Here is a 23189-nt window from a genome sequence, read left to right on the forward strand (position 1 = left end):
CGGCTTGGCGCGGGGCGGGCATCCGGGAGGTGACCCTTCCTCAGACGCCGGTGCTCGCGGGCCGGTAAACGCCCTCCGCCAGCGTGGCGTGCTTCTTCCAGCCCAGCGTCTCGTACAGGGCGCGCCCGCTGTCGGTCGCGCCGAGCACACCCAGCACCGCGCCGCCGTCCAGGGCACGGTTGGCAAGGGCGCGCATCACCACCTTGCCGAGCCCCTTGCGCCGGTGGGCGTCTTCGGTGCGTACGCGGTCGATGACGACGCTCTCCCCGAGGACGGCCATCTGCCCCTTGGCCGCCCGTTCGCCCGAGGCGGCGTGCAGGACGTTCACATGGACCACCGTCCCGGCCTGCTCGACCCGAACGGCGTACCCCTCGGGAACGTCCAGCCGCGCGGCCAGCAGGTCCACGGCCATGAGGTGGCCCGTGTCCTGCCAGGCCACCACCCAGCCGTCGGGGAGCCACGGCTCAAGGTCCTCCGGCTCGATGGGCGTCTTCAACCAGGTGCGCGGCTGCGTGACGCAGGCCGTGGCCGCGCGGACCAACTCCTCTTCGGCCCGGGGCAGTACATGGCGTCCCACCTCGTGCGGGTCGTCCGCGACCTGGATGTGGACGCCCCAGGGCCACTCGACGGGTGCGGGCGTCCGCCGCGAGACGGCCCAGCCCTCGGCCCAGGTCCTGACCATGTCCTCCACCATTGAGACCCCCCGTGACGAGTGGCCGCCGAAGCGGCCGGCAAAGAGTGCGAGTAATAGCTGAAAAGGCGTAGGGCACATTACGGCAGCGCCTTTCCGGCCGCCAGGCATGCCGCTCGCCATGGACCTGATCGCGCCATCCGGTCGTCCGCCCCCGACACTTCGGGAGGGCGGCCGCCATCGCGCGTGCGGGTGACACGCCCCGGCGCGATCCGTGCATGGCCGGTTACGCCTTTTTTCCGCCGGGCTCCGCGGGGCGGGCCGGGCGGGGCCGGCCCTCGATGTCCGCCCGGGCCTGTTTCACCCGCTCCTTGACCTCGTCGGCGTCGCCCGGGGAGCTCATGGACTCACCGGCCGGGACGCCGACCGGAACATCCTTCGCCTTGCCCTTGCCGCGGCCCTTCTTGCTGCTGTCCGCCATGGTGACTCCCTGTGTGACGATGTGTCAGGTCTCAGGCCGCGCCGACCCGGTGTTCCGCCAGCGCCTCGTCGCGCAGGCGCGCGCAGGTGCTGTTCAGGAGCCGCGAGACGTGCATCTGCGAGATGCCGAGCGCCGTCGCGATCTGATGCTGCGTCATGTCGTTGAAGAACCGCATGTAGAGGATCCTCGACTCCCGTTCCGGGAGGGCTCTGAGTGCGGGCTTGATCGCTTCGCGGTCGACGACGGCGTCGAACCCGGGGTCGGTGGCGCCGAGGGTGTCCGTCAAGGACAGCCGGTTGCCTCCGTCGCCGCCCTCCGTCCGGGCCTCCGCCTCAAGCGAGAGGCTCTTGAAGGAGTCGAGCGCTTCCAGGCCGTCGCGTACGTCCTGCTCGTCCAGTCCGCACCGGGCGGCGAGTTCGGCGACGGTGGGCTCGCCGGGCCGGGTGGCCTTGAGTTCCTGGCGGGCGACCCGGACCTTGTTCCGGATGTCCTGCACCCGGCGCGGGACATGGACCGCCCACAGGGCGTCACGGAAGTGCCGCTTGAGCTCGCCGTTGATGGTCGGGATCGCGTACGCCTCGAACGGGCCCCGCGTGACCTCGTAGCGGTCCACCGCCTTGACAAGACCCATGGCGGCGACCTGGTAGAGGTCATCGGTCTCGGCGCCGCGGTCGCGGTATCTGAGCGCCAGGCGCTGCGCCATCGGGAGCCACTGGGCCACGAGGTCGTGCCGCAGCGCGTCGTACTCCGGGCCCGGAGCGAGCGTTCTCAGCCGCGTGAAGGCCGCGGCGGTGTCGGGGGCGTCGTCATGGCCGCGCTGCTCGTGGCTCTGGTGAGTGGCCGACATGGCGGGCTCCTTGGACGTGGGTCGGGCTCCGGCCGCCGTCGCCGGGACGCCGGCGCGACGGCCACGTCCGGAGACGACGCGCCAGGACGCCAGGGGCCCCACGAACGCGCCTCCGGTCCGCGACACGCAGGGCTCCTGGCATCCTGGCGCCCCGGCACGCCGCGCGGCACACGGTGGCCGTGTTCTCGCCGACAGCAAGCCCCTTCAGCGAACCAGCACCGCACCGCGTACGCATCCCGAATCGTCACCCGCCGTGACGAGCCCGGGTGGGCGCCGCCCCTTCCGGGCCCGGGCAACGCCGTCCCGGTGGTCGCGGAACACGCACCCGCCACCCCTTGCTCCCCCGGACGTCAGTCGCTCGACAGCGCCTGGAGGAGGTCGCCGACCTGGGGATCGGGCAGCGCACGGGCCACATCGGCCTGGGCCACGATTCCGACCAGTTGGTGTCCGTCGATGACGGGCAGCCGACGCACCTTGTGCTCGGTCATCGTGCGCAGGATCTCCTCGACGTCGTCGTCGGCGCCGATGGTCACCGCCTCGTCCTGAGCCAGCTCCCCGGCCTCGGTCTTCGCCGGGTCCTTGCCCTTGGCCAGGACCTTGATCACGATGTCCCGGTCGGTCAGCATGCCCTTCAGGCGCTCGTCACTGCCGCAGATCGGCAGCGCACCGACGCCCAGCTCGGCCAGCTTGCGGGCCGCGTCCAGAACGCTCTCGTGCGCGCCGACGCACTCGGCACCACTGGTCATGATCTCTCGCGCGATCGTCACAGCGAACCCCTTCCTCGTGGGATCACCTTCGCAGTGCGGCTACCCGCCGCGGAAAGCGCCATACATCGCATCGCCCGTTCCCGAGAGGTCGACCTCACCACGGCCGTCCCGCCGCCACCGGTCGCGTTCGACCTCGTCACGGCCGCACCGCCCGGCCGCCACCGGTCGCGTTCGACCGTTCGGGCGCCCCCGGGACGGTGCGCGCGGCTGCCGGAGTGCGGGCCGGCGGTCCTGGCCCCAGGATGGGCCCAACCCCACCCACCCTCAGGAGGTTTCCGTGCTGGAACGCAAGCGGCGCAACGACAGCATCGAGATCACGTTCGTGCTCCCTGTCGACGCCCCGCCCGGCCCTGTCAGCGTCGTCGGAGACTTCAACGACTGGCGGCCCGGCACCCACGAACTGCGGGCCCGCAAGGACGGCAAGCGGGCGGTCACGGTGGAGCTGCCCGACAGGAGCACGCACGCGTTCCGCTATCTGGCGGCCGGTGACTACTGGTTCGACGACGAGAGCGCCGACAGCCACGACGGCGCCAACAGCCGCCTGCACACCTGAGCCCGGCCTCTGCCCCTGACGCCTGACACCTGCCCGCGGGCGGGCGCTGGCGCGTCGGGCCTCCGGCGCATGCGGTCCTCGGCTCCACCCCGTCCGCGGGTCGGCCCGAGGACCGCGCCGTAGGGGCGCCGCCACCGGTCGTCACCGGCGCGCGATCACGCGTTCCGCTCGGGCGGGCCCGCGAGGCGCACGGCGCTCTCCAGCATGATGGCGTGGACGAACGCCTGCGGCAGATTGCCGCGGAGCTGGCGCTGGCTGATGTCGTACTCCTCGGCGAACAGGCCCGACGGCCCGCAGGCCGATCGGTTGCGTTCGAACCAGCGCAGGGCCTCGGCCTCGTGGCCCTGCTGGTGCTCGGCCATGGCCACCACATAGCCGCAGAACAGGAAAGCGCCTTCGGCCTCCTCAAGCGGGCGCTGGTCGTGCCGGAAGCGATAGGCGTAATGGTCGCGGGTGAGGTCCGTCGTGAAGGCGCTCAGCGTGCTGGTGGTGCGGGGATCGTCGGCGGCGACCGCTCCGCGCAGCGGGGGCAGCAGGAGCGCGGCGTCCAGGGACGGGTCGCTCGTGGACCGCTGCCAACGGCCCGACGGGTGAAGGCCGTTCGCCGTCGTCTCCGCGAGGATGACGTCCGCGAGGGAGGCCCAGGCGGCGGCTCTGCTCGCGGACGGCGCCGCCTGCGCGACGGCGCGGAGTCCCGCGACACAGATGAGCCGGCTGTGGGTCCAGTGCTGTGCGTCGAGTTCCCAGATGCCCGCGTCGGCGTCGTCGCGGCGCCGTGCGATGGCGTCGACCGCGATCTCCACCGCCCGCCAGCCGTCGGTGTCGAGACGCCCGTGCCCGTGGGCCGCGGCGAACAGGAGCAGCGCTTCCCCGAAGGCGTCGAGCTGGAACTGGTCGCTGACCTGGTTGCCGATGCGGCTGCCCCCGCCGGGATAGCCCGGCAGCGCCAGCTCGGACTGCCGGGGCACGGGGCTTCCGTCCACCGTGTAGGCGGGCGAGAGCCGCGGCCCGTCCTGGTGCAGGCGGGCCGAGATGAAACGTACGGCGTCGTCGAGCAGGGGCTGCCCGCCCGCGGCGGCCGCGGCCTGGCCGGCATAGCACTGGTCGCGGATCCAGACGTAGCGGTAGTCGTAGTTGCGTCCGGCGTCCGCCCGTTCGGGCAGGCTGGTGGTGGCGGCCGCGACCATACCGCCGGACGCGCTGGTGAGGCCGCGCAGCACGGTGTAGGCACGGCGGGCGTCCTCGGGCGCGAGGGTGTGTTCCAGGGAGGGGACTTCGCGGGCCCAGGACTCTTTCGTTCCGCTCCACAAGCGGTCGGCGTCCGGTGCGTCCGGCAGGGGCTGCTCCGAGATTTCCAGTACGAGGTCACGCTCCTCGCCCGGCTGGAGCGTCAGGGCCGCCGTCAGACCGCCGCGGTGACCGTACCGGGTGGTGTGCGCCTCGGGCACGCCGCTCCAGCGCCAGCGCAGGTTTCCGGTACGGGCGCCCCAGGTGCCGTCCTCGGCGCGGTGCGGCAGCTGGGAGCGGTCGGCGCCGAAGCCCGCGGCCGGTGCCAGATCGACGGTGACCCGCGCCTCGCCGTCGACGGCACGCAGTCGGCGCAGCAGCACGGCCCGGTGCGGGTCCGCCGGCATGGCCAGCGCCTCGCGGCACTCCACGATTCCGTTCTCGGTGATCCAGCGGCTGCGCCAGATGAGGCTGCCGTCCTCGTAGTACCCGCCCCAGACGTACCGTCCGACGGGGGTGAGCGCGTAGTGGCCGGGCCCGCCGATGAGGGTGCTGAAGACGGCGTCGGAATCCCACCGGGGCATGCACATCCACGCGATGTCGCCGTGCGGCCCGACGAGGGCGCCCCGCTCTCCGTCGGCGATCAGGGCGTACTCGCGCAGGGTCTGCGGCGGCGGGTTGTCTGCGGAACGCGACGGTACGGAAGTGCGGCTCACCATGGTCCCTTGCGGTCAGGTCCGGTCGGTGCAGGCGATCACTCACATTGTGCTGTCTTCTGTCGTAAGACCACATCCCGGCGCGGGCACGCCAAGAGGCCGACGGGCATCCCGCACGCGGGCGACGTCGCGGTCACCGTGCCACGACCCGCACGCCGCGCACCTCGGTGTCCACCGCGTCCGGCACGACCATCCCCGCATCGACGCCGCTGCGCAGGTACCTCACGATGTCCGCGTCGATGCGTTCCCCGGGCAGCACGGCGGGGATGCCCGGCGGGTACGGCGTCAGCATCTCCGCCCTCGCGGTTCTTGAGGACTTCGGGGCGCACCGGGTCGCCTTCGGGGCGCACCAGGTCGCCCTGGAGGTGGAACACCGAGCCCTGCTCAAGGCCCGAGCCCATCCGTGCGGGCCCGCGACCGACAGCATGGCCGCCTTCACCGAGAGGGAGCTGCCGCAGGTGGAGAAGAAGGTGTGCTCGGCGCCGACGGCGTCGGCCATGAGTTTCTGCGCTTCTTCCAGCACGCCGTTGGAGGAACGCCGGTCGTCGAGCCCCGACATGGCCAGTACGTCCGAGTGGAACACCGCGTCCCGCAGGATTTTCCGCACCCGGGGATCCGCGCCGCGCGCCTGCTTGTGACCCGGCGGGGTGAAGGGTGCCCGACCGCTCTCGTGGTAGGCGGACAAGGCTCCCAGCACCGGCGCTTCCGACTGATCCATGACGTCCGCCTGCCCTCGTGCCCAACGAAGGAAACCGGCCGCGGCGGGCCCCCGGCCGGCGTCGGGGGGAGCGCCATCGGCCCTGCTCGGCGTCGCCGAGTCGTACCGATGGGTGGGAGCCGCATCCGGTGTGCGGGGTGCGGCTCATACCGGGAAGTAGCGGGTGAACGCCGAGCTGTCGGTGCCGAGGTAGCCGCCGAACGGGGCGTCCAGTTCGTGGATGAGCAGGACGAGGAAGGTGATGAGCGCGGCGAGGCCCATCACCATCACGATGTGGGTGAAGTTGCGCTGGATGCCGAAGAGGAACATGAAGGCGACCGTCAGCACTCCGCCCAGGATCAGCCCGACCCACAGGACGGGTGAGAGGCTGCTCTGGGCGTCCTCCTCGCGGCCGCGCCGTGCCTCGTCGAGCGTGCTGAGCTGAGCGAGGAGTTCCTGGGCCGCGATCTGCTGCGCGGGAGTGGCGTTGGCCGGGATCCGGGTCGCCGCGCGCAGCCGGCCCAGCATCGTCCAGCCGTCGGAGCCGAGGCCTTCGCGGGCCGCCATTTTGGGCCACTCCGCGTCGACGACGTGCCGGGCGTACTGCTCGGCGATGGTGCGCACCTCGCGCTGTCCGTCGGGCGGCAGGGCGTCCGCCACCAGGTACGTCTGATGCAGGGCGCCTGCTTCCGCCTGCACGTGGGAGGAGGCGTTGTCGCTGGTCTCCCACACCGAGACGAGGGCGAGCCCCAGCACGAGCGCGTACAGCACGCCCACCATCATCGAGATGTACTCGGCGACGTCCTCGCGCGGTTCGTCGGAGGGATCGGGAGGGAAGAAACGGTGTTTTGCCACCACCGTCGCAGCGGCGAACAACGCCACGGCGAGGACGATGGCAAGGGCCTGAGCGGCAGAGGACACCTGGGCTCCTTGGATTTACGGGCGGCGTGAGCCCAGCAGCAATGCCGCAAGGGCGGCCGGCAGGAGGAACAGGAGCAGCAGCGCCGCCATCGAAAGGCCGGGGTGCGACTGCGCGTGGCGTTGCAACCTGCCGAGGAACGAGGCCGATTGGGCAGGGGGGCGAGCCGTCTTCGGCCGGGCGGGGCGCACCGGGGGCACTGCCCCGGGCGGCTCCACCGGCACCGCGGGCCCCACGGGGACCTGGGGCACTGCGGGGACTGCACCGACGACGCCGCCCCCCGGCGGCTGCGCCCCGGGGGCCTCGCCCGGCGCCGCCGGTACGGGCGGCGGCGGGAGCGCGGCGCCCGGCTCGGCAGGACCGGGAGGTGCGGCGGGGACAGGGGCCGCGCCGGGACCGGCGGGCGTGCCGGGGCCTGCGGGGGCGCCTGGGCCGGCCGGGGCGCCTGGGCCGGCCGGGGAACCAGGACCGGCGGCGGCACCGGGGCCGGCCGGGGCGCCGGGACCCGCAGGTGCGCCGACGCCGCCGGGTACAGCAAGACCTCCGGGCGCGCCGAGGCCTCCGGGCGCCCCGAGGCCTCCTGGCGCGTCGGGCGCGCGTCCACCCGGTGGCGCCGCGCCGCCGGGGAGCGGAGCCGCGCCCGGGGGCAGCGCCCCGCCGGTGAGCGGGGCCGCACCGGCGGGCGGGGCTCCGGCGGGAGGCAGCCGGGGCGGGACGGCGCGGGGGTGGCGCGGCTCGGGCGGCGGGGCGGGCGGGGGCGGCAACGCGGGCAGGACGAACGACGCGGTGGACCGGGCGGTGAGGAGCGGGGGTCCCACGCTGTGACCGGCGGGATCCAGGGTGTCCGTCCGGTCGTTTCCGGTGGCTGTCCCCACACTTCGGTAGGAGCCGGGGGCACGGCGGACCCGCGTCGTGCACGTCACGGATGTTCCGGGCGACAGCTCCGGAACGTCCGGCCGTCCCCCGCAGTCGAAGGGGCCGGGCGCCAGCACCGGGTCGGTCAGCTGGATGTCGTACACCGTCCTGTTGCCGGGATTGGCCAGCACATAGTGGATCTCGGCCTCGGTGAAGCTGACGAGCTGCGCGTTTTCGGAGAGTACGAGGCCGCCGGAGACACCGGCGTAGCCGCTGCGCGCGGAGGCCCGCAGCCGCATGGCCGGTACCGGGACCAGGCCGGTCGCGACGACCCAGCCGGTGTGCGTGCCCGGGACGGCCGGCAACTCGGCGGTGCAGGTGGCGCTCGCCAGGGCGCGCAGGCCGGCGAGGCGGCCGGGGCCGCCGGCGCAGCGGATCAGCTCGCCCGGCACGCCCGGGTCCGTCAGCCGGACCGAGGACAGATCGGCCTCGCCGTGGTTGGTCAGCCGGTACACCTTCACGACCGGTGCGCCCACGCGGATCCCGGGCCGCAGGGCGCCGAGCCCCGGCCGGGTGTTCACGGTGACCGTCAACTCCAGACTGTGCTCGCCCACTCCCCCGGCCCGGGCCGTCGGCACGGAACCGCCGAGTGCCCCGGGCAGAGTGGCGACGGCCGTGAACGCGAAGAGAAGCACCGTTCGCCGAGCGGCTGGACGACCGCCTCGGAGCCCCATCCCGATACCCCTTCCGCCGGAAAGCGCCTTGCGCAGAGATAGTCACCGACGGAAGGGGGCGGGGCTCTCAGGCGTGCCGAAATGGTTGGTTAATATTAAAAATGCAACTCTTATGGGTCAGTCTTCGCCCATGACGGAGGCAGGCCCATGCCCATCGCTCCGGCCCGTCAGCCGATCGGCGGCTCGTCGCGCCGCGCCTGTTTCAGCCGCACCTGTTTCAGCCGCTCGAAGGCGGTCGGGCTTGGCCGTCGCGGCAGGAAGTCCCTGATCTGCCGAGCGCAGTCGAGCGGGCTCGTGGTGCTGGTGTCGCATTCGACGTCGTAGAGGCCATGAGCATGGACCTGGGCGAACTGGCGTGCCGCCAGCCCCGGCGGGCGATCGCCGCGCTGTCGCTCGCGCCGCTCCAGTTCGGGCAGTGGGCAGCGCACGGCGACCAGAACGACATCGGCGGGGGCGAACAGATCGAGGCAGTCGAGCAGGCGCCATCGTTCGCTCAGGACATGGTCCACCACGACGTTGTTGCCACCAGCGGCCATCCCGGCCACGGCCCGGTGAAAGCCCCGCCAGGTGCGTTCGAGCACCCCCCGGAGCTCGTCGGGGGCGAGGTCCCGCGGTGTCCTCCGCATGGCGTGAAAAGCGTCCACCGACAGGTAGAAGTACGTGTCTCCCAGGATCGGAAGGAGTTCCCCGGCGATGCTCGACTTTCCCGCACTCGATGTGCCGTTCAGGAAGATGATCAATCCGCCGGACGTCCGTGGCGCCTGCGCCGCGTCGGCGACCGGTCTGGAGGAGACCGGTCCGGAGGAAACCGGCCCCGGAGCCGCCGACATGACTTCTCCTTCCCCATGCCCCCGTTCCCCCATGAGCGCGGCCGGGCTCAGCGACGGCCCGTCGTCGGGGGTCACGGCGTGCGGCGCGCGAAGAGGACGGCTCCCTCGGCGCTCTCCGCCGAGCTGAGAGTCATCTGGGCCTCGACCGTGAAGCCCGCATCGGTGAGCCGGGCGGCCACGTGGCCGGGCCGGCGGAGGTGGACGTACACCTTCATCGGGTGGCCGCCGTAGCCCTGCGTCTTCAGGCGCGCCTCGTCCCCGACGTGGAAGCCGAGCAGCAGGGGGCCGCCGGGCCGCAGCACGCGGTGGAAGTGCCCGAGCACCGTGTCGAGTTCGTCGTCGGGGACGTGGATCAGCGAGTACCAGGCGAGCAGCCCGGCCAGCGAGGAGTCGGCGAGGTCGAGGTCCGTCATGGAACCGACGTCGAACCGCAGACCGGGGTGGTCACGCCGGGCCACCTCGATCATCGCGGGCGACAGGTCGATGCCGAACGCGTCCACGCCCAGGCCGTGGAGGTGGGCCGTCATCCGGCCGGGCCCGCATCCCACGTCCGCGACCGGCCCCCCGCCGGCGGACGTGACCATCTCGGCGAACAGGCCAAGGGCCGCGCGCTCGTAGGGGGTCCGGTCGAGGAGGTCGCGCACCTGGTCCGCATAGCCCACGGCCACGGTGTCGTAGGACGTGCGTGTGTCTGCCAGCCAGCTGTCGAAGGTCACCGGACCACGCTAGCCGGGCGGCACGGGCCCGAGCACACCACCCCGACCGGGCCCGGCCCCGAAGACCCGCCACGTCTTGCCCTGGCCGACCCATGCCCCACGAGCCGGCGCCCGCCGGACCGGGACCGGAACCTGCACCTGGCCGCCGTCCACCCAGCCGCCGCTCCCCCGCCCCTCCCCCATCACCGTGAGAGTCAAAAGGGGCAGTGATACCGTCTAACGGCAGACTGGGGACGCCCACTCGTGAAGCCTGGAGGCGGTCGTGGCCGAGCCGGAAGCAAGGACTCCGCGGGAGCGGTATCGCGCCCAGGTGCGTGAGGAGATCAAGCAGCACGCCTGGGAGCAGATCGCGAGCTCCGGGGCCTCCGCGCTGTCCCTCAACGCGATTGCCAAGCAGATCGGAGTGAGCGGGCCCGCCCTCTACCGGTACTACGCGAGCCGCGACGATCTCATCACCGAGCTCATCCGGGACGCGTACCGCAGTCTCGCCGACAGCTTCCGCGCCCACGCCGTGGCCGGCACCGACCTGGCGGGCCTGGCGGACGCCCTGCGTCACTGGGCGCTGGCGGACCCTCAGCGCTACTTGCTCCTCTACGGCACCCCGGTGCCGGGCTACGAGGCTCCCGAGGACACGACCCGGATCACGTCCGAGATCATGGACGTCCTTCTCGCGGCGTGCGCGGCCGAGCCGCAGCCGGGCACCACGAGCCCCTTTGACGAGCACCTGGCCGAACACCGTTCCTGGGCCAGCGACCCCAAGGCGCCGCCCTCGGCCCTCAGCCGGGCCCTGGCGTTCTGGACCCGTCTTCACGGCGCCCTGTCCCTCGAACTCGCCGGCCACTTCACGGGCATGGGCTTCGACCCCGCGGAGCTCTACCGGTCCGAGGTCCGAGCCCTGACCGGCCCCTGAGGTTCGCCCTGGCCGAACGGCCCCGCGGCGACGAAGCGCTGGAGGTACCCCGCGAACGCCGCGGCCTCGCCCGGCGCCCATGAGGCGAGGCTTGCGCTGATGTGGCCGGACAGTCGCCCACGCAGGGTTTCCACGGCACGCTCCCCTTCGTCCGTCAGGGCGAGGAGGGTGGCGCGCCGGTCGGCGGGGTCGGGTTCGCGACGTACGAGCCCGGCCGCTTCAAGCCTGGAGGCGCGGCGGGTCACGCCGGACCGGTCGAGGCCCACATCGGGAGCCAGGTCGGCCGCGCTGCGGGGGCCGGTCCGCTCAAGGCCGCTGAGGATCGGGTACGTCAGTTCGTCCACCGCCTCCCCCATGTCGGCGGTCAGCGTCCGGTGCAGTTCGATGCGGGTGCCCCGCTTGAGCAGCACCCCCAGAGCTTCTGCGATCTCCCGCCCGGCGTTCTCGTCCATGGCGACAGAATAGCGTGCGCACCGCACGCACATGAGGTACGGTTCCAGCGAAGCGTGCGCAACGCACGCATCTTCTCCCTTCTGAGGAGCCTTGCCATGACGCGTACGACCATCGCCACCGCTCTCACCGACCTCCTGTTCACCCCCGGGCTCGACCTCGACGAGGCGGCCGACCGGCACTTCGCGCCCGACTACCGCCGCGCACCAACGGCAACTGGGACGACCGTGAGGGCTTCCTCAAGCACATCGCCCATGTGCGCTCCGTCGTGGCGCAGGGCTCCGTCGAAGTCCACGACGAACTGTTCGACGGCGACCGCTACGCCGACCGGCACACCGTCCGCGTGACCAAGAAGGACGGCTCCACCGTGGTGACCGAGGTCTATGTGTTCGCCGACCTCGCAGCCGACGGCCGGTTCCGCCGCATCGAAGAAGTGACCTTGATGCTCAAGGGGAGCGACGACGACAGGAACCTGGGAAGCGCCCGCTGAGCAGAGATACGGCGAAGATCGCGCGGGATCAGGATGCGACGAATATCGGAGCGTCCCGCGCTCCGCTGAGCTGGGGCTCGGCGACTCGGACGGGGTCGCCGAGCCCCGGGTCCTTCGGCGACCGGCGAAACCCGCCTGTACACCTCCGTTAGCATGATCGAACCCTTACCGCTCGTCCGCACCGCCCGCGCTACACCGAAAACCCCGTGCCACCAGGCATGAAGAGCGGCTACTCCACTGGCATCCGACAACACCACATGGGCCAAACAATTGATACCTATAGCCTCGCGGATATCTTCCCGAACGCACCGCGCACAGTTGCTCGCCGCCTGGCGTAGGCCACGGGCGATCCTGTGGACCGCGGCGAGTGTGGTGGCCCTCGCGTTCCTCGTGATGCTGGAGATCGCCGCACGTCATTACGGGATGCCAGGACCCATCACCAACCAGGCGCGAGAGGTGATCTTCGCGCCCAAGTCGGGGCCGCTCCTGTACGCCGGGATGGCGTTGATGGCGGTGGTGCTCACCTGGCGGCAGCGCTTCATCGCCATCGGTGCCGCGGTCGGTATCGACCTGGTGTTCTTTCTCGTGCGCTGGCTGTTCGACGCCAAGATGATGTTCGGCAACGGCGCGCTGTGGGTCATCCTTGCCTGCGCGGTGATCGCCGTCACCCGCCGTACCGGTGCCGAACGTACCCTGCTGCTCAAGGGCGTGGGGCTCTCACTGCTGCTCGTGGCCGGCCGCAAGACGGGCGACACCTGGCTGCTGATCACGTCGAAGACCCGCCCGACCGTCCTCGACCAGTACGTGGCGACCGCCGACCACGCCCTGGGCAACCCCTCCTGGCTTGCCGGCCGGATCGTCGAGGCCACCGGCTCCGTCGGGGCCCACATCCTCGACTACGTCTACATCCAGCTCGCCGTCGCCGCGGTGCTCGTCGCTCTGTACCAACTGCGCCATGTGGCGACCGAACGCCGCTTCCCCGCCCACCACCTGGTACGCACCTTCCTGGTGATCGGCCTCCTCGGCCCCGCCATCTACATGATCTTCCCGGTGGTCGGGCCGGTCTTCGCGTACGGAACCGACGGCGGACACTGGGCGCTGGCCAACCTGTGGCCGCACACATCGCCCACGATCATGGCGCCGCAGCACATGCCGTTCGACGAGCACACCCCGCGCAACTGCATGCCCAGCCTGCACACCGCCTGGGCCACCGCGATCTTCGTCCACTCCCGCAAGGGCCCTCGCGCCCTGCGGATCGGGGGCGCGCTCTGGCTGCTCGCCACCCTCGGCGCCACCCTCGGCTTCGGCTACCACTACGGCACCGACATCATCGCGGGCGTCGTCTTCACCCTCACCATCGAAGCCGGACTGCGCGCCCTCGCGTACGGCTGGGACCGGGCGGCCATCCAGCTCGTCGTCCACGGCTCCCTCGTCTTCACGGCGCTGCTGCTGTCCTACCGCTACCTGCCGCTGCAAATGGCCCACCACCCGTGGGTGTTCGGCCCCCTCATGCTGCTGTCGGTGGCATCGGTCGTCCACCGCTACGTACGGACCGTCAAGCAGTGGGAACCCGTCATGGTGCCGGCGCCGCGGCAGCCGCAGCCCCAGCCGCAGCCCGAACTCGCCTAAGCCGAAGCGCCCCGGGGCGGCGCCGAGCCGAGCTTCCGCCGCCCCGGCCATGCCATTTCGAGCCAGGCCCGCCCGGGGGGGGCGCCGGCTCGCGGGGCGCTTCCGGGTCCAACCACGGGCGGGCCTGGACGGCAGCAGCCGGGCGTTCTCCTCGGCAGGGTGCACACGTCTCCGCAATCGACCAGCTGCTGCCCCGAATGCGGTTCTGCCGTGCGGTCGTGAGGGGAGGCACCTGTCAATGCCCGATGCCGACCAGGCCAGGCGCGAGCGTGTTGACCTGGGTCATGCCCCCGAGTCCTCCGTCACGGGCAGGCACTCGGCGAGCAGGTCGACGACGTCGCGCCAGGCTCGCTGCGCGTGCTGCGGGTGGTAGCCGACGCCGGGACGCACGGTGTGGCCGACCGTCGGGTGGTGGAAGGCGTGCAGGGCGCCGCCGTAGACCGTGAGGCGCCAGTCGACGCCCGCGGCCTGCATCTCTGCGGTGAACGCGTTCCGTTGCCCGGGCGCCATGATCGGGTCTTCCGACCCGACCCCGGCCCACACGGGGCAGCGAATGGCCGCCGCCTCGCCCGGTCGGCCCGTGATGGTTGCGTTGACTGTCCCGATCGCGCGCAGGTCGACGCCGTCGCGCCCGAGTTCCAGCCCGATGGCGCCCCCGGTGCCGTAGCCGATGGCGGCGATCCGGTCGGGGTCGGTCCGCGGTTCGGTGCGCAGCACGTCGAGTGCCGCGTGGCCGATGCCTCGCATCCGGTCGGGGTCGGCGAGCAGCGGCATGCAACGGGCCAGCATCTCTTCGGGGTCGTCCAAATAGCGCCCGCCGTGAAGGTCGAAGGCCAGCGTTACGTATCCCAGCTCGGCAAGAGCATCGGCCCTGCGGCGCTCGACGTCGCTGAGCCCCGTGCCCTCCGGTCCGAGCAGCACCGCGGGCCGGCGGTCGACACCGGCCGGGAGTGCGAGGTGCCCGATCATCGTCAGACCATCGGCCGGGTACTCGACCGTACGCGTCGTAATCGTTGTCATGCGTCTGGACTGTAGTGATCGTGGAGCCCGGTCCGGCCGCTGTTCTGCCGCCCGCTGAACATCCCGGTATCCCACTGGAATACGGGGGTGTTCTGTCGCCCGCTGAACATCCCGGTATCCCACTGGAATACGGCTGGAATACGGCTCCGAATACGGCGAGGGCACACAAGGAACCGTCACCAGCCCCATCCCCACGGCAGCCCCGTCGGATCACCTGCCCAGGCCACGGAGGTAACGGCTGGCCCTCGCGGCAGGACTCCGGGGCATACCGGCCCGTCCCGTCAAGGACGTCACCAGCTGGTCCACCTCTCGATTCAGGCGGCTTGGCCGAGTGACACGGGCGGCGCCTGAGCCAACGGACCGTAGTCGGTTCGCCAACCGCCCACCATGCGATGCCGCACCTGCCGACGCGCGGCGACCCGGCGGCCGAGCCCTCTACTGCGACGGCCGCGGCGCATCGGGCGAGCCCGCGGCGAGCTCCGCGGCCCAGCGTTGCGACCAGCCGTGCAGCCCGTTCAGCATGTCCAGGACCTCGTGGCCCAACGCGGTGAGGCCGTAGCTCTCATCGGCGCCTCGCCCCACCAGTCGAGCCTCCGACAGCTCGACGAGGCGCTGGCGGAGCACGCTCGACGACATGCCGTCACATCGCTGTTGCAGCGCGCGAAAGCCGAAGGGCTGTTCCCGCAGTTCCCAGAGGATGCGCAGGGTCCAGCGGCGGCCGAACAGGTCGAGCGCCGCCATGAGCGGGCGCCCCGTGACGGAGCCGCGTACCGGGTGACCCGGTCTGGGCGTGGAGGACATGGGCGTGGAGGACATGGCGTCGACATTCCTCTCCGAGCGGGCCGCGCTTGGCACAGCGAGCGGCACGGCGGCGGGCCAGCGCATGCCGAGCCGACCGACCGGTCTCGCCCAGGCTGGCGCTTCTCTTTCAGAAACAATATCCTCTGCCTGGTCGATTCGAAATTCGAAGCACTTCGAAGCACGGAGAGAGGGCCCGCATGTCGCAACGGATACCGCCTCTGGAGCCGCCCTTCCCGCCGGACACCGCCGCCGTACTGAGGCGGATGATGCCCGGCGACGAGGACCCGCTCGCGCTGTTCCGTCTCTACGCCCACCATCAGCAGCTCGCCGAAGCACTCCACGCCTTCGGCTCCTACCAGCTCAGCCGGCGTCTCAGCCTCGGCTTGCGGGACCGCGAAATCGTCATCGACCGCACCTGCGCGCGGTGCGGCTGCGAGTACGAATGGGGCGTGCACGTCGCGCGGTTCGCGGCGCGCGCCGGCCTCACCGACGAACAGGTCAGCTCGCTGACACACGGCACGAGCGCGGATCCCTGCTGGTCGGACGAGCGCGACCGCCTGCTCATCGACACCGCGGACGCGCTGCACGTCGGCCACGACATAGGGGACGGATTGTGGGCGCGGCTCAGCCCCGTGTTCTCGACGGCGGAAATCCTCGACCTGCTCATGCTGTGCGGCTGGTATCACGCCATCAGCTTCACCGCCCGCGCCACGAGGCTCGCGCCCGAACCCGGCGCACCTCGATTCCGCGACGTCGAGCCGGTGGGTGGCCCGCCACGGGGTGACTCCCGAGGTGCCGAGTGATCTGCGCACGGGGGTAAAAGGACCCCCGAACGACCGCGCCCTCGGCAGTGCACCGCACGTCGGCGGATCGCGGGGACGGGACGCAGCCGCGCGCGGCCCGTGCACGCGAGCCTTCCGACAGGCGGCACCGAGGTGACTGGATGCAAGGTGGAAGGTATGGGAAAGACCGCTGTCATCGTCATTGACATGATCAACACGTATGACCACAAGGACGCCGATCTGCTGCTCCCGGCCGCGCGGGAGGTGCTGCCCTCCATCGTGGAACTCCTCGACCGGGCGCGCCGCCGCGACGTCCCCGTCATCTACGTCAATGACAACTTCGGGCAGTGGAGGTCCCACCACGGGGAGCTTCTGGAGACCGCCCTGGCCGGGCCGCACGCCGATCTCGTACGCCCGCTCAGCCCGGACAAGGACTCGTTGTTCGTGCTGAAGGCACGGCATTCCATCTTCTACGAGACCCCGCTCAGCTATCTGCTCCAGGACCAGGACATCACGCATGTGGTGCTCTGTGGGCAGGTCACCGAGCAGTGCATCCTGTACTCGGCGCTCGACGCCCACATCCGCCACCTCCAGGTCACCGTGCCCCGCGATGCGGTCGCCCATATCCATGAGGACCTGGCCGACGCGGCTCTCCTGATGATGGAGCGCAACATGGAAGCTCATGTTCCGCTCATGCGCGAACTGCGGCTGTGACCGTGACTGTGGCTGTGGCTGTGGCTGTGACGATCGAAGGCGTAACGAACGGGGCGCCGAGCTGACGGCAGCGATGACGACGCCCTGCCGCCCGGCCCTCGCACACCCCCTGACCTACCACGGCACCACCTCGCCGTGGCGATCCAGGAATTGCAGGCCTGGCGCGCCGGCTTGCGCTTCCAGTACGTCGACGAGGGCGGGAATGCTGTCCTGAGGCAGCAGGGGCGCGTCCGGCCCGCCGAGCCGGGTCCGGTTGTGACCGGGGCCCATGAGCAACTTGGTGTGGCCGTCGCCGTCATGACGCGTGGCGTAACTGCGCATCAGCTGATTGAGGGCGGCCTTGCTTGCCTTGTAGAGCTCGTACCCGCCCTCGGTGTTGCGGGAGACACTGCCCTGCTCGGAGGACATGACCGCCACGGTCCCGCCGGGCGCGACAAGTCCGCGCAGCGCTTCGAGGACGCGCAGGGGACTCAGCGCGTTGGTGGTCATCACCTCGGTGAACATGTCCGTCGGAACCGCGTCTATGGGCACGTCGCCCCGGTCGATGGCCGCATTGACGAAGAGCAGATCGAGTCGCGTGCCGTCCAGGCGCTCGCACAGAGCGGCCAGCTGACCGGGGCTCGTCATGTGCAGCGTTTCGACCTCCAGTTGGCCGTTCGAGCAGGCGGCGCTCGCTCGCAGTTCGCCGTCGTCCTGGCGCGCGGTGGCGACGACTTGCCAGCCACGACGAGTGAGTTCACCGGCAAGGACGAGGCCGAGACCGCGCGAGGCTCCGATGACGAGAGCTCGGCGTTGGGGCGCAGTAGGCACGCTCACTCCTTGATGTCGAAGCACGTTGTTGAGGACCGTTGTTGAGGACCGTTGTTGAAGAACGGCACCGAACAAAGGTGTTGAAGAACGGCGCCGAAAAACGGCACCGAACAACGACGTCGGGAACCATGTCGGCTCATTCAGATTAGACGAGACGTTGCGTCTAGGCAATGACCCGCGAGCCCGCCGCCGGGTAAGGTTTCGCGCATGCCCGCCGCCAGCCCTCAGTCCCGCAGGCCGCGCTCCGGCAACCGGCGCGACGAATCAGCCCGCCAGGCCGTGCTGCATGCCGCAGACGATCTGCTCGTCGAGCACGGCTTCAGCGGCCTGACCATCGAAGCGATCGCCCGTCACGCCGGCGTCGCGAAGCAGACCATCTACCGCTGGTGGCCGTCGAAGGTCGACATCCTCCTGGACACGCTCATCGAAGACAGCGAGAAGCGCTTTCCCGTCCCGACCGGCCGGCCCACGGTGGAGAGCGTTCGTGGCTATCTGCGCGGTTTCGAACGCTTCCTGGCGGACGACCCCGCAGGCAAGGTTCTGCTCACGCTCATCGCCCAGTCGCAGCACGATGCCGCTACCGCCAAGGACTTCCGTGAGCGCTACCTCGGTCCACGCCGCGACCAGGAACGGGCGTTGCTCGCGCGCGGAATCGAAGCCGGCGCGTTCGCGCCCGAACTCGGCCCCGACGCAACGATGGACGCCCTCGTCGGCCCGATCGTCTACTGCGCCCTGACCGGGGCGACCGTCCCCGGCGACCTGGTGGACACCCTCATCGAGCGGCTGCTGCGCCCCCGCCAGAACTGAGCGCCGGTGCAGCCGTACGGCGCTGGACAGTCGGGTGACCCTGTTTTCTCCCTCCCCAGCCAAGTGGGGGGGGAGGGAGGCTTCGAAGGGGTTGTCAGAGGCGGGTGCCAGAATGGCGGGCATGATCAGCAAGGACGTGACACGTCATGACGTGACGGAGCAACGGATCGAGCAGGCGCTCCAGGACATGGAGAGCCGGGTCTTCGACTTCTGGCACGACCAGCAGTACGACGGAAGCGTGTCCCTGCGGTATGGCCTGATCCAGCTGGAGGGCGAGCTCCTGGATCACACCGGCGCGCGCACCCTGGAGGACCCGGCGCTGCGCAGTCCTGAAGCGCGCACCGTCCTGCTCACCGCGGCGGAGTGCGCCCTTCAGTCCCTGGCCCTGGGGTGCTTCCCGGACGGCGACTGGGAGGTCGAGCTCTTCCTCGCCGACAGAACGCTCAGCAGCGACGACCTCTGCTATGACGAGAGGTGGGAACCGGACAGCATGTCCACCTCGGCGCGGGACTGGACACGCGCCTTCAGTACCTGCGTCGTCAGTGGCCTGGTGTGGCAGCACGGCCGGGTGATCGGCCCGATGCTGCGCAACGATTTTGCGCCGGCGATCCGCGACGGGGTGCCGTACTCACAGCGTCAGTCGACGTCCGGATCGGCGGACCTGGCCGAGATGGACGCGCTCTGCGCATACCTGCACGACGTGGACGTGCCGGCGTCCTCGTGGGCCGCTTCCGGCCCCTCCCCCCTGCGCAGGCCCGCACCTGCGGAACGCGCAGGTGCGTCGCGCCAACTCGACGCCGCGGGCCCCCTCACTCCGGACCAGCGGCTGTTGCGCGTCCTGCTCGACGACGATCAGGACGCCTTCGAACGGGCCCTGGAAAAGCGCCTCTTGGAGCATCGCGCGAACATCGACCCCGATCCGGCCCCGCACACACTGTTCCCCCTGGGAAGCATCACGCTTGCCGCACTCGCCACCCTGGCACACGGCTGGCAGCTCTCCGTCCAGTCCGACTACCTCCCCACTTCGCTCCTGTGCGCGCCCGCGGAGGTGACGCCCTGAGGAAGGGGATCCGGACCACAGCAGGTGAGTGGAGGTGCACAAAAGGCTTTGGCTCCGCGAATGAGGCGGCCTCATGATGGCCGGGTGAATGAGAACCCGGCCGCGCCCGCCCCCGTCGTGCTCGGCATCGACGACCTGCGGGTGCTCCCCCGAGCCACCCGGGTCGCCCGCACCAGCGCCCAGGGCATCGAGCTCCTGCGAGAACATCGTGAGAGCTACATCGACGAGCTCTGGCTCGACCACGATCTCGGCGGCGACGACAGCATCATGCCCGTGGTGACGCTGCTGGAAGAAGCCGCGTTCCACGGACGGCCCTTCCGGATCGGCGCCGTCCTCGTGCACAGCGCCAACCCCATCGGCGCGGCCGCGGTCGTGCGGTCGCTCGCCTACTGGAACTATCCAGTCCGGCGGGCGACGGCGTAGCCCGGGCAACAGAACCCAGAGCCTTCCGGTGCAGGACGCCGACGCAGGGCCGGATTCTCCACCACCACGTCCCACGCGATCCGGCCCGACGGCTCCCAACCAGCCGCATCCAGCTGGATCTGAACCTCGCCCCATGACAGGCGAAACGCGGGATCGCCGTGCTCGCGCGGGAACCTCACGCCCGCTCCCCCACCGGCCTGCGCAGCAAGTAGACCCCGGACGTACAGGCCAGCACGGCCATGCACGCGATGAACACCAGCCCTGCTCCCTCCAGGCCGATCGGCGCCACCAGCACCCCGACGCCGATCACCGGCACCGAGATGCCCGCGTACGCCACCACGAAGAGGGTGGAGATCACGGCGGCGCGGTGTTCCGCCGGGGACGCCTCGGCCACCGTGGACAAGGCCCCGCGGAAGGCGAGTCCCTGCCCGCAGCCGCCGAGCAGCGCGCTCAACACCATCAATGACAGCGAGTCCCAGCGGAGCGCGGCCGCGAGCAACGCGAGGCCGGCCAGAAGGGCGGCGCAGCCCAAGGGCAGTGACCGGCGCAGTCCGACGCGGCCGACGGCCAACTGCCCACCGGTGGAGGCAAAGAAGGCCAGCGCCACGACCAGCCCGCTCGCGGCATGGTTGCGCACGTTCAAGGACTGCGCCAAGAACGCCGGACTCACCGAGGTGAACACCCCGAACAGTGCGAACCCCACGAACGCCGCGATCGCCGCCGGTACGAACACCGGCCGCACCTGGGCGGGCAGACTCGGGCGCTGCGTCCGTACGCTGCGCAGCGGCTCCGGGTCTCGTACGGTCTCCGGGAGCTTCAGCAGGAGGGCGGCCGAGCCGGCCGCCAGCGCCAGATGCACGGCGAACGGCAAGGTCAGTGGCCAGGCCGCGTACTGGGCGAGCACTCCGGCGAGCAGAGGGCCACAGCCGAGGCCGCCCATGTTGGCGGCCGTCGCCACGAGCGTGGCCCGGGACGCACCGCCGCGGGGCGCGAGGTCCATCACGTACGCGGTGGCGGCTCCGGTGAACAATCCGGCCGACAGCCCCGACAGCAGCCGGCCTGCGTACAGCCAGCCGAGCCCGGACGCGCAGAGGAAGCAGACCGCGCTCGCCGCGGCGAATCCCAGACCCCCCAGCAGTACCGGACGTCTGCCCACGGAGTCGGACACGTTGCCCGTCAGCAGAAGCACGCCGATGACGCCGAAGGCATACACGGCGTACACGATGGTGACCGTGAGCTCGGAGAACCCGAACTTGTCCTGGTAGAGACCGTACAGCGGGGTCGGCAGTGTGGTACCGGCCATGCATACGGCGAACACCGTCCCACTGAGCAGAGACGGCCACCAGCCACGAAGATCACGGTCCATGGCACCGAAGGTAACTCCGCGAGCCGCCATCGTTGCGCCCCGCATGCCTGGCGCGCCGCGCCGATGTCCTGCCCGCCGTGCGCGTCAGTCCCGCCGGTCCTTGCGGTCGCGCCGGTCCTTGCGGTCGCGCCCGTCGGAGCGGTGCGGCAGGTGCGGCAGGTGTCCTTGGCGCAACTGGAGCCATACGTCACGCGCGCGGCGCCCCGCGTGGGTACGGCTCCGCGCCACCATCTCGCGGGCCTCCGCCTCGGATTCGACCATGGCCGACGATCCGCGCAGTGGCTTGCCCGCGGTCTCACGCAGGAACAGGGCCGAGATCACTCCGATCACACCCGCCGCCATGAGGTAGTAGGCCGGCACGAGTTCGTTGCCGGTCGTGTTCACCAGAGCGGAGGCCACCAGCGGGGTCGTTCCGCCGAACAGGGACACCGAGAAGTTGAACGCGAGCGACAGTCCGCCGTACCGCAGATGCGTCGGGAAGAGGGCCGGCAGCGTCGCCGCGCTCGTTCCGGCGAAGCACACCAGGAACAGGCCGAGGATGGCGCAGCCGATGGCGGGCAGGATGATGCCGCCCTGGCGGATGAGCTGGAAGACGGGCACCGAGAAGATCACCATCGCGGCCCCGGCCCACAGGAACAGGGGCCGCCGTCCGTAGCGGTCGGAGGACCGGCCGACGGCGGTGATGGTGAGGACGACGAGCACCATCGTGCCGAGGACCAGGAGCTGGGCGGTGAGTTCGGATTCGCCGAGGGTGGTGCTCATGTAGGTGGGCAGGTAGGACGTCACCATGTAGTTGGTGACGTTGTAGAGCAGTACGAGGCCGATGCACACCAGCATGGCCTGCCAGTGGTGGGTGAAGACCTCCTTGAGACGGCCCTTCCCCGACATGCGGGCCTGTTCCAGGCGCTCGTTCTCCTCGGGGGTGGCGCCGCTCCGCGTCGCCGCCTGCCGTCCCCGTTCCTCCGCTTCCTGGAACGCGGGTGTCTCGTCGAGCTTGAGCCGCATGTAGAGGCCGATGAGCCCGAGCGGCCCTGCGACGTAGAAGGGGATCCGCCAGCCCCAGCTCACCATCTGATCCTCCGTCAGGAGGCCGGTGAGGACGGTGACCATGCCGGAGCCGAGTGAGTATCCGATGAAGGTGCCGAAGTCGAGCCAGCTGCCAAGGAAGCCGCGCATCCGGTCGGGCGAGTACTCGGCGATGTAGGTGGTGGCTCCGGCGTACTCACCGCCGGTCGAGAAGCCCTGGACCAGTCGGCACACCAGGAGCAGCACCGGCGCGGCCAGGCCGATCGACTTGTATCCCGGCAGGAATCCCACGGCGAAGGTGCTGATCGCCATCATGATCATGGTGACGGCGAGCACCTTCTGGCGCCCGACGCGGTCCCCGAGCGGTCCGAAGACCAGTCCCCCGATCGGGCGGACCAGGAACGCCGCGGCGAACGTCGCGAACGTCGAGATGACCTGGGCGCCCGGTGAACTCGACGGGAAGAAGACCTTGCCGAGTGTGGCGGCGACATAGGCGTAGACACCGAAGTCGAACCATTCCATGGTGTTGCCGAGCGCGGCCGCGGACACGGCGCGGCGCACGGCGGGTTTGTCGGCCACCTTGACGTCGTCGGGGTGCAGCGACTTCTTGCGACGGCGCAGCAACGCCCGCACCATACGTTCGGTCTGCACGCTTCCCGAACCGAATCCGCGGCCCCGGTGGCCCGGCTGTGCGGGCCCCCGCCTGTTTGATTTCATGTGTACCTGTGCGTCGTCGGTGGTTCCGCGCCATGCGAGGTGCGAGGTGCGGGTTGCTGCTGCCGGAGCGCCGGCACCGGGATGCGGTGCGCGGCGTTCGTGCGTCAACTTTCGCTGCTGCCCCACTGTGCGCGGTGCATGCGAGAACGCGGCGTGTCGCCCGGTCCCGGCGCACGGGCGGTACTGCTCGCCGGCGAAGCGCCCCGAGAGT

General features: G+C 70.8%; 24 protein-coding genes and 2 pseudogenes. 9 read left to right on the forward strand and 17 right to left on the reverse strand.

Features of this window, described 5'->3' with window-relative positions:
• Positions 1 to 40 precede the first annotated feature (40 nt).
• The 4 genes from ACGFW5_RS17820 to ACGFW5_RS17835 form a co-directional block, all read right to left on the reverse strand.
• Entirely contained in the window at positions 41 to 682 is a 642-nt protein-coding gene (locus tag ACGFW5_RS17820) for a GNAT family N-acetyltransferase (RefSeq protein WP_393835167.1), read from the reverse strand.
• A 235-nt stretch (positions 683 to 917) separates the two neighbouring features.
• The gene (locus ACGFW5_RS17825; RefSeq protein ID WP_393835168.1) at positions 918 to 1112 is read right to left on the reverse strand and encodes a hypothetical protein; all 195 of its coding nucleotides are present in this window, start codon (positions 1110 to 1112) and stop codon (positions 918 to 920) included.
• Between the two features lie 31 nt (positions 1113 to 1143).
• Positions 1144 to 1959: a SigB/SigF/SigG family RNA polymerase sigma factor gene (locus tag ACGFW5_RS17830; protein ID WP_393835169.1), complete on the reverse strand. Its 816-nt coding sequence runs from the start codon at positions 1957 to 1959 to the stop codon at positions 1144 to 1146.
• Between the two features lie 350 nt (positions 1960 to 2309).
• Positions 2310 to 2726 (reverse strand): CBS domain-containing protein, encoded by a 417-nt coding sequence (locus ACGFW5_RS17835; protein WP_393835170.1) that lies wholly within the window; start codon positions 2724 to 2726, stop codon positions 2310 to 2312.
• Positions 2727 to 3003: 277 nt separating this feature from the next.
• Here ACGFW5_RS17835 and ACGFW5_RS17840 point away from each other — a divergent pair, with 277 nt between their 5' ends.
• Complete coding sequence (locus ACGFW5_RS17840) at positions 3004 to 3279, forward strand: isoamylase early set domain-containing protein (RefSeq protein ID WP_393835171.1); 276 nt, start codon at positions 3004 to 3006, stop codon at positions 3277 to 3279.
• A 155-nt stretch (positions 3280 to 3434) separates the two neighbouring features.
• On the opposite strand, the gene ACGFW5_RS17845 is transcribed toward ACGFW5_RS17840, so the two are convergent.
• The 7 genes and pseudogenes from ACGFW5_RS17845 to ACGFW5_RS17875 form a co-directional block, all read right to left on the reverse strand.
• On the reverse strand, positions 3435 to 5225 hold the full coding sequence (locus ACGFW5_RS17845; protein WP_393835172.1) for a glycoside hydrolase family 15 protein: 1791 nt from the start codon (positions 5223 to 5225) through the stop codon (positions 3435 to 3437).
• A gap of 130 nt (positions 5226 to 5355) precedes the next feature.
• Positions 5356 to 5649, reverse strand: a complete 294-nt coding sequence (locus ACGFW5_RS17850) for a hypothetical protein (protein WP_393835271.1) — start codon at positions 5647 to 5649, stop codon at positions 5356 to 5358.
• Positions 5626 to 5940 (reverse strand): annotated as a pseudogene (locus tag ACGFW5_RS17855) (ornithine decarboxylase); the annotation flags it as partial. The gene ACGFW5_RS17850 and the pseudogene ACGFW5_RS17855, both read right to left, overlap by 24 nt.
• A 144-nt stretch (positions 5941 to 6084) precedes the next feature.
• On the reverse strand, positions 6085 to 6840 hold the full coding sequence (locus tag ACGFW5_RS17860; protein WP_393835173.1) for a DUF4239 domain-containing protein: 756 nt from the start codon (positions 6838 to 6840) through the stop codon (positions 6085 to 6087).
• Between the two features lie 15 nt (positions 6841 to 6855).
• Positions 6856 to 8388 carry a hypothetical protein gene (locus ACGFW5_RS17865; protein ID WP_393835174.1) on the reverse strand — a complete coding sequence of 511 codons (1533 nt, stop codon included), beginning with the start codon at positions 8386 to 8388 and terminating at the stop codon, positions 6856 to 6858.
• A 206-nt stretch (positions 8389 to 8594) separates the two neighbouring features.
• Entirely contained in the window at positions 8595 to 9257 is a 663-nt protein-coding gene (locus ACGFW5_RS17870) for a chloramphenicol phosphotransferase CPT family protein (RefSeq protein WP_393835175.1), read from the reverse strand.
• 71 nt (positions 9258 to 9328) lie between these two features.
• Positions 9329 to 9973 (reverse strand): methyltransferase domain-containing protein, encoded by a 645-nt coding sequence (locus tag ACGFW5_RS17875; RefSeq protein WP_393835176.1) that lies wholly within the window; start codon positions 9971 to 9973, stop codon positions 9329 to 9331.
• A 262-nt stretch (positions 9974 to 10235) separates the two neighbouring features.
• On the opposite strand from ACGFW5_RS17875, the gene ACGFW5_RS17880 reads away from it, so the two are divergent.
• Positions 10236 to 10883, forward strand: a complete 648-nt coding sequence (locus tag ACGFW5_RS17880) for a TetR/AcrR family transcriptional regulator (protein WP_393835177.1) — start codon at positions 10236 to 10238, stop codon at positions 10881 to 10883.
• Here ACGFW5_RS17880 and ACGFW5_RS17885 read toward each other — a convergent pair.
• Positions 10847 to 11335 carry a MarR family winged helix-turn-helix transcriptional regulator gene (locus tag ACGFW5_RS17885; protein ID WP_393835178.1) on the reverse strand — a complete coding sequence of 163 codons (489 nt, stop codon included), beginning with the start codon at positions 11333 to 11335 and terminating at the stop codon, positions 10847 to 10849. The genes ACGFW5_RS17880 and ACGFW5_RS17885 overlap by 37 nt on opposite strands.
• Positions 11336 to 11431: 96 nt before the next feature.
• On the opposite strand from ACGFW5_RS17885, the pseudogene ACGFW5_RS17890 reads away from it, so the two are divergent.
• Both ACGFW5_RS17890 and ACGFW5_RS17895 read left to right on the forward strand, forming a co-directional pair.
• Positions 11432 to 11823, forward strand: a pseudogene (locus ACGFW5_RS17890) (nuclear transport factor 2 family protein).
• Positions 11824 to 12093: 270 nt separating this feature from the next.
• Entirely contained in the window at positions 12094 to 13452 is a 1359-nt protein-coding gene (locus ACGFW5_RS17895; protein ID WP_393835179.1) for a phosphatase PAP2 family protein, read from the forward strand.
• Between the two features lie 282 nt (positions 13453 to 13734).
• Here the strand turns inward: ACGFW5_RS17895 and ACGFW5_RS17900 are convergent, their stop codons facing one another.
• On the reverse strand, positions 13735 to 14472 hold the full coding sequence (locus ACGFW5_RS17900) for a dienelactone hydrolase family protein (protein WP_393835180.1): 738 nt from the start codon (positions 14470 to 14472) through the stop codon (positions 13735 to 13737).
• Positions 14473 to 14907: 435 nt separating this feature from the next.
• Entirely contained in the window at positions 14908 to 15288 is a 381-nt protein-coding gene (locus ACGFW5_RS17905) for a winged helix-turn-helix transcriptional regulator (protein WP_393835181.1), read from the reverse strand.
• 182 nt (positions 15289 to 15470) lie between these two features.
• On the opposite strand from ACGFW5_RS17905, the gene ACGFW5_RS17910 reads away from it, so the two are divergent.
• On the forward strand, positions 15471 to 16076 hold the full coding sequence (locus tag ACGFW5_RS17910) for a carboxymuconolactone decarboxylase family protein (protein ID WP_393835182.1): 606 nt from the start codon (positions 15471 to 15473) through the stop codon (positions 16074 to 16076).
• Positions 16077 to 16232: 156 nt separating this feature from the next.
• The gene (locus ACGFW5_RS17915) at positions 16233 to 16769 is read left to right on the forward strand and encodes an isochorismatase family cysteine hydrolase (RefSeq protein WP_393835183.1); all 537 of its coding nucleotides are present in this window, start codon (positions 16233 to 16235) and stop codon (positions 16767 to 16769) included.
• Positions 16770 to 16883: 114 nt separating this feature from the next.
• Here the strand turns inward: ACGFW5_RS17915 and ACGFW5_RS17920 are convergent, their stop codons facing one another.
• Entirely contained in the window at positions 16884 to 17579 is a 696-nt protein-coding gene (locus tag ACGFW5_RS17920) for an SDR family NAD(P)-dependent oxidoreductase (protein WP_393835184.1), read from the reverse strand.
• Positions 17580 to 17786: 207 nt separating this feature from the next.
• Here ACGFW5_RS17920 and ACGFW5_RS17925 point away from each other — a divergent pair, with 207 nt between their 5' ends.
• The 3 genes from ACGFW5_RS17925 (at position 17787) to ACGFW5_RS17935 (ending at position 19869) form a co-directional block, all read left to right on the forward strand.
• On the forward strand, positions 17787 to 18386 hold the full coding sequence (locus tag ACGFW5_RS17925) for a TetR/AcrR family transcriptional regulator (protein WP_393835185.1): 600 nt from the start codon (positions 17787 to 17789) through the stop codon (positions 18384 to 18386).
• A gap of 121 nt (positions 18387 to 18507) precedes the next feature.
• Positions 18508 to 19446 (forward strand): immunity 49 family protein, encoded by a 939-nt coding sequence (locus tag ACGFW5_RS17930; protein WP_393835186.1) that lies wholly within the window; start codon positions 18508 to 18510, stop codon positions 19444 to 19446.
• An 84-nt stretch (positions 19447 to 19530) separates the two neighbouring features.
• Positions 19531 to 19869 carry a cyclic-phosphate processing receiver domain-containing protein gene (locus ACGFW5_RS17935; protein ID WP_393835187.1) on the forward strand — a complete coding sequence of 113 codons (339 nt, stop codon included), beginning with the start codon at positions 19531 to 19533 and terminating at the stop codon, positions 19867 to 19869.
• 175 nt (positions 19870 to 20044) lie between these two features.
• Here the strand turns inward: ACGFW5_RS17935 and ACGFW5_RS17940 are convergent, their stop codons facing one another.
• Both ACGFW5_RS17940 and proP read right to left on the reverse strand, forming a co-directional pair.
• Positions 20045 to 21235 carry an MFS transporter gene (locus tag ACGFW5_RS17940; protein ID WP_393835188.1) on the reverse strand — a complete coding sequence of 397 codons (1191 nt, stop codon included), beginning with the start codon at positions 21233 to 21235 and terminating at the stop codon, positions 20045 to 20047.
• Between the two features lie 84 nt (positions 21236 to 21319).
• On the reverse strand, positions 21320 to 22897 hold the full coding sequence (proP, locus tag ACGFW5_RS17945) for a glycine betaine/L-proline transporter ProP (RefSeq protein WP_393835272.1): 1578 nt from the start codon (positions 22895 to 22897) through the stop codon (positions 21320 to 21322).
• Positions 22898 to 23189 lie beyond the last annotated feature (292 nt).

Source organism: Streptomyces sp. NPDC048416, assembly GCF_043200435.1.
Taxonomy (GTDB): domain Bacteria; phylum Actinomycetota; class Actinomycetes; order Streptomycetales; family Streptomycetaceae; genus Streptomyces.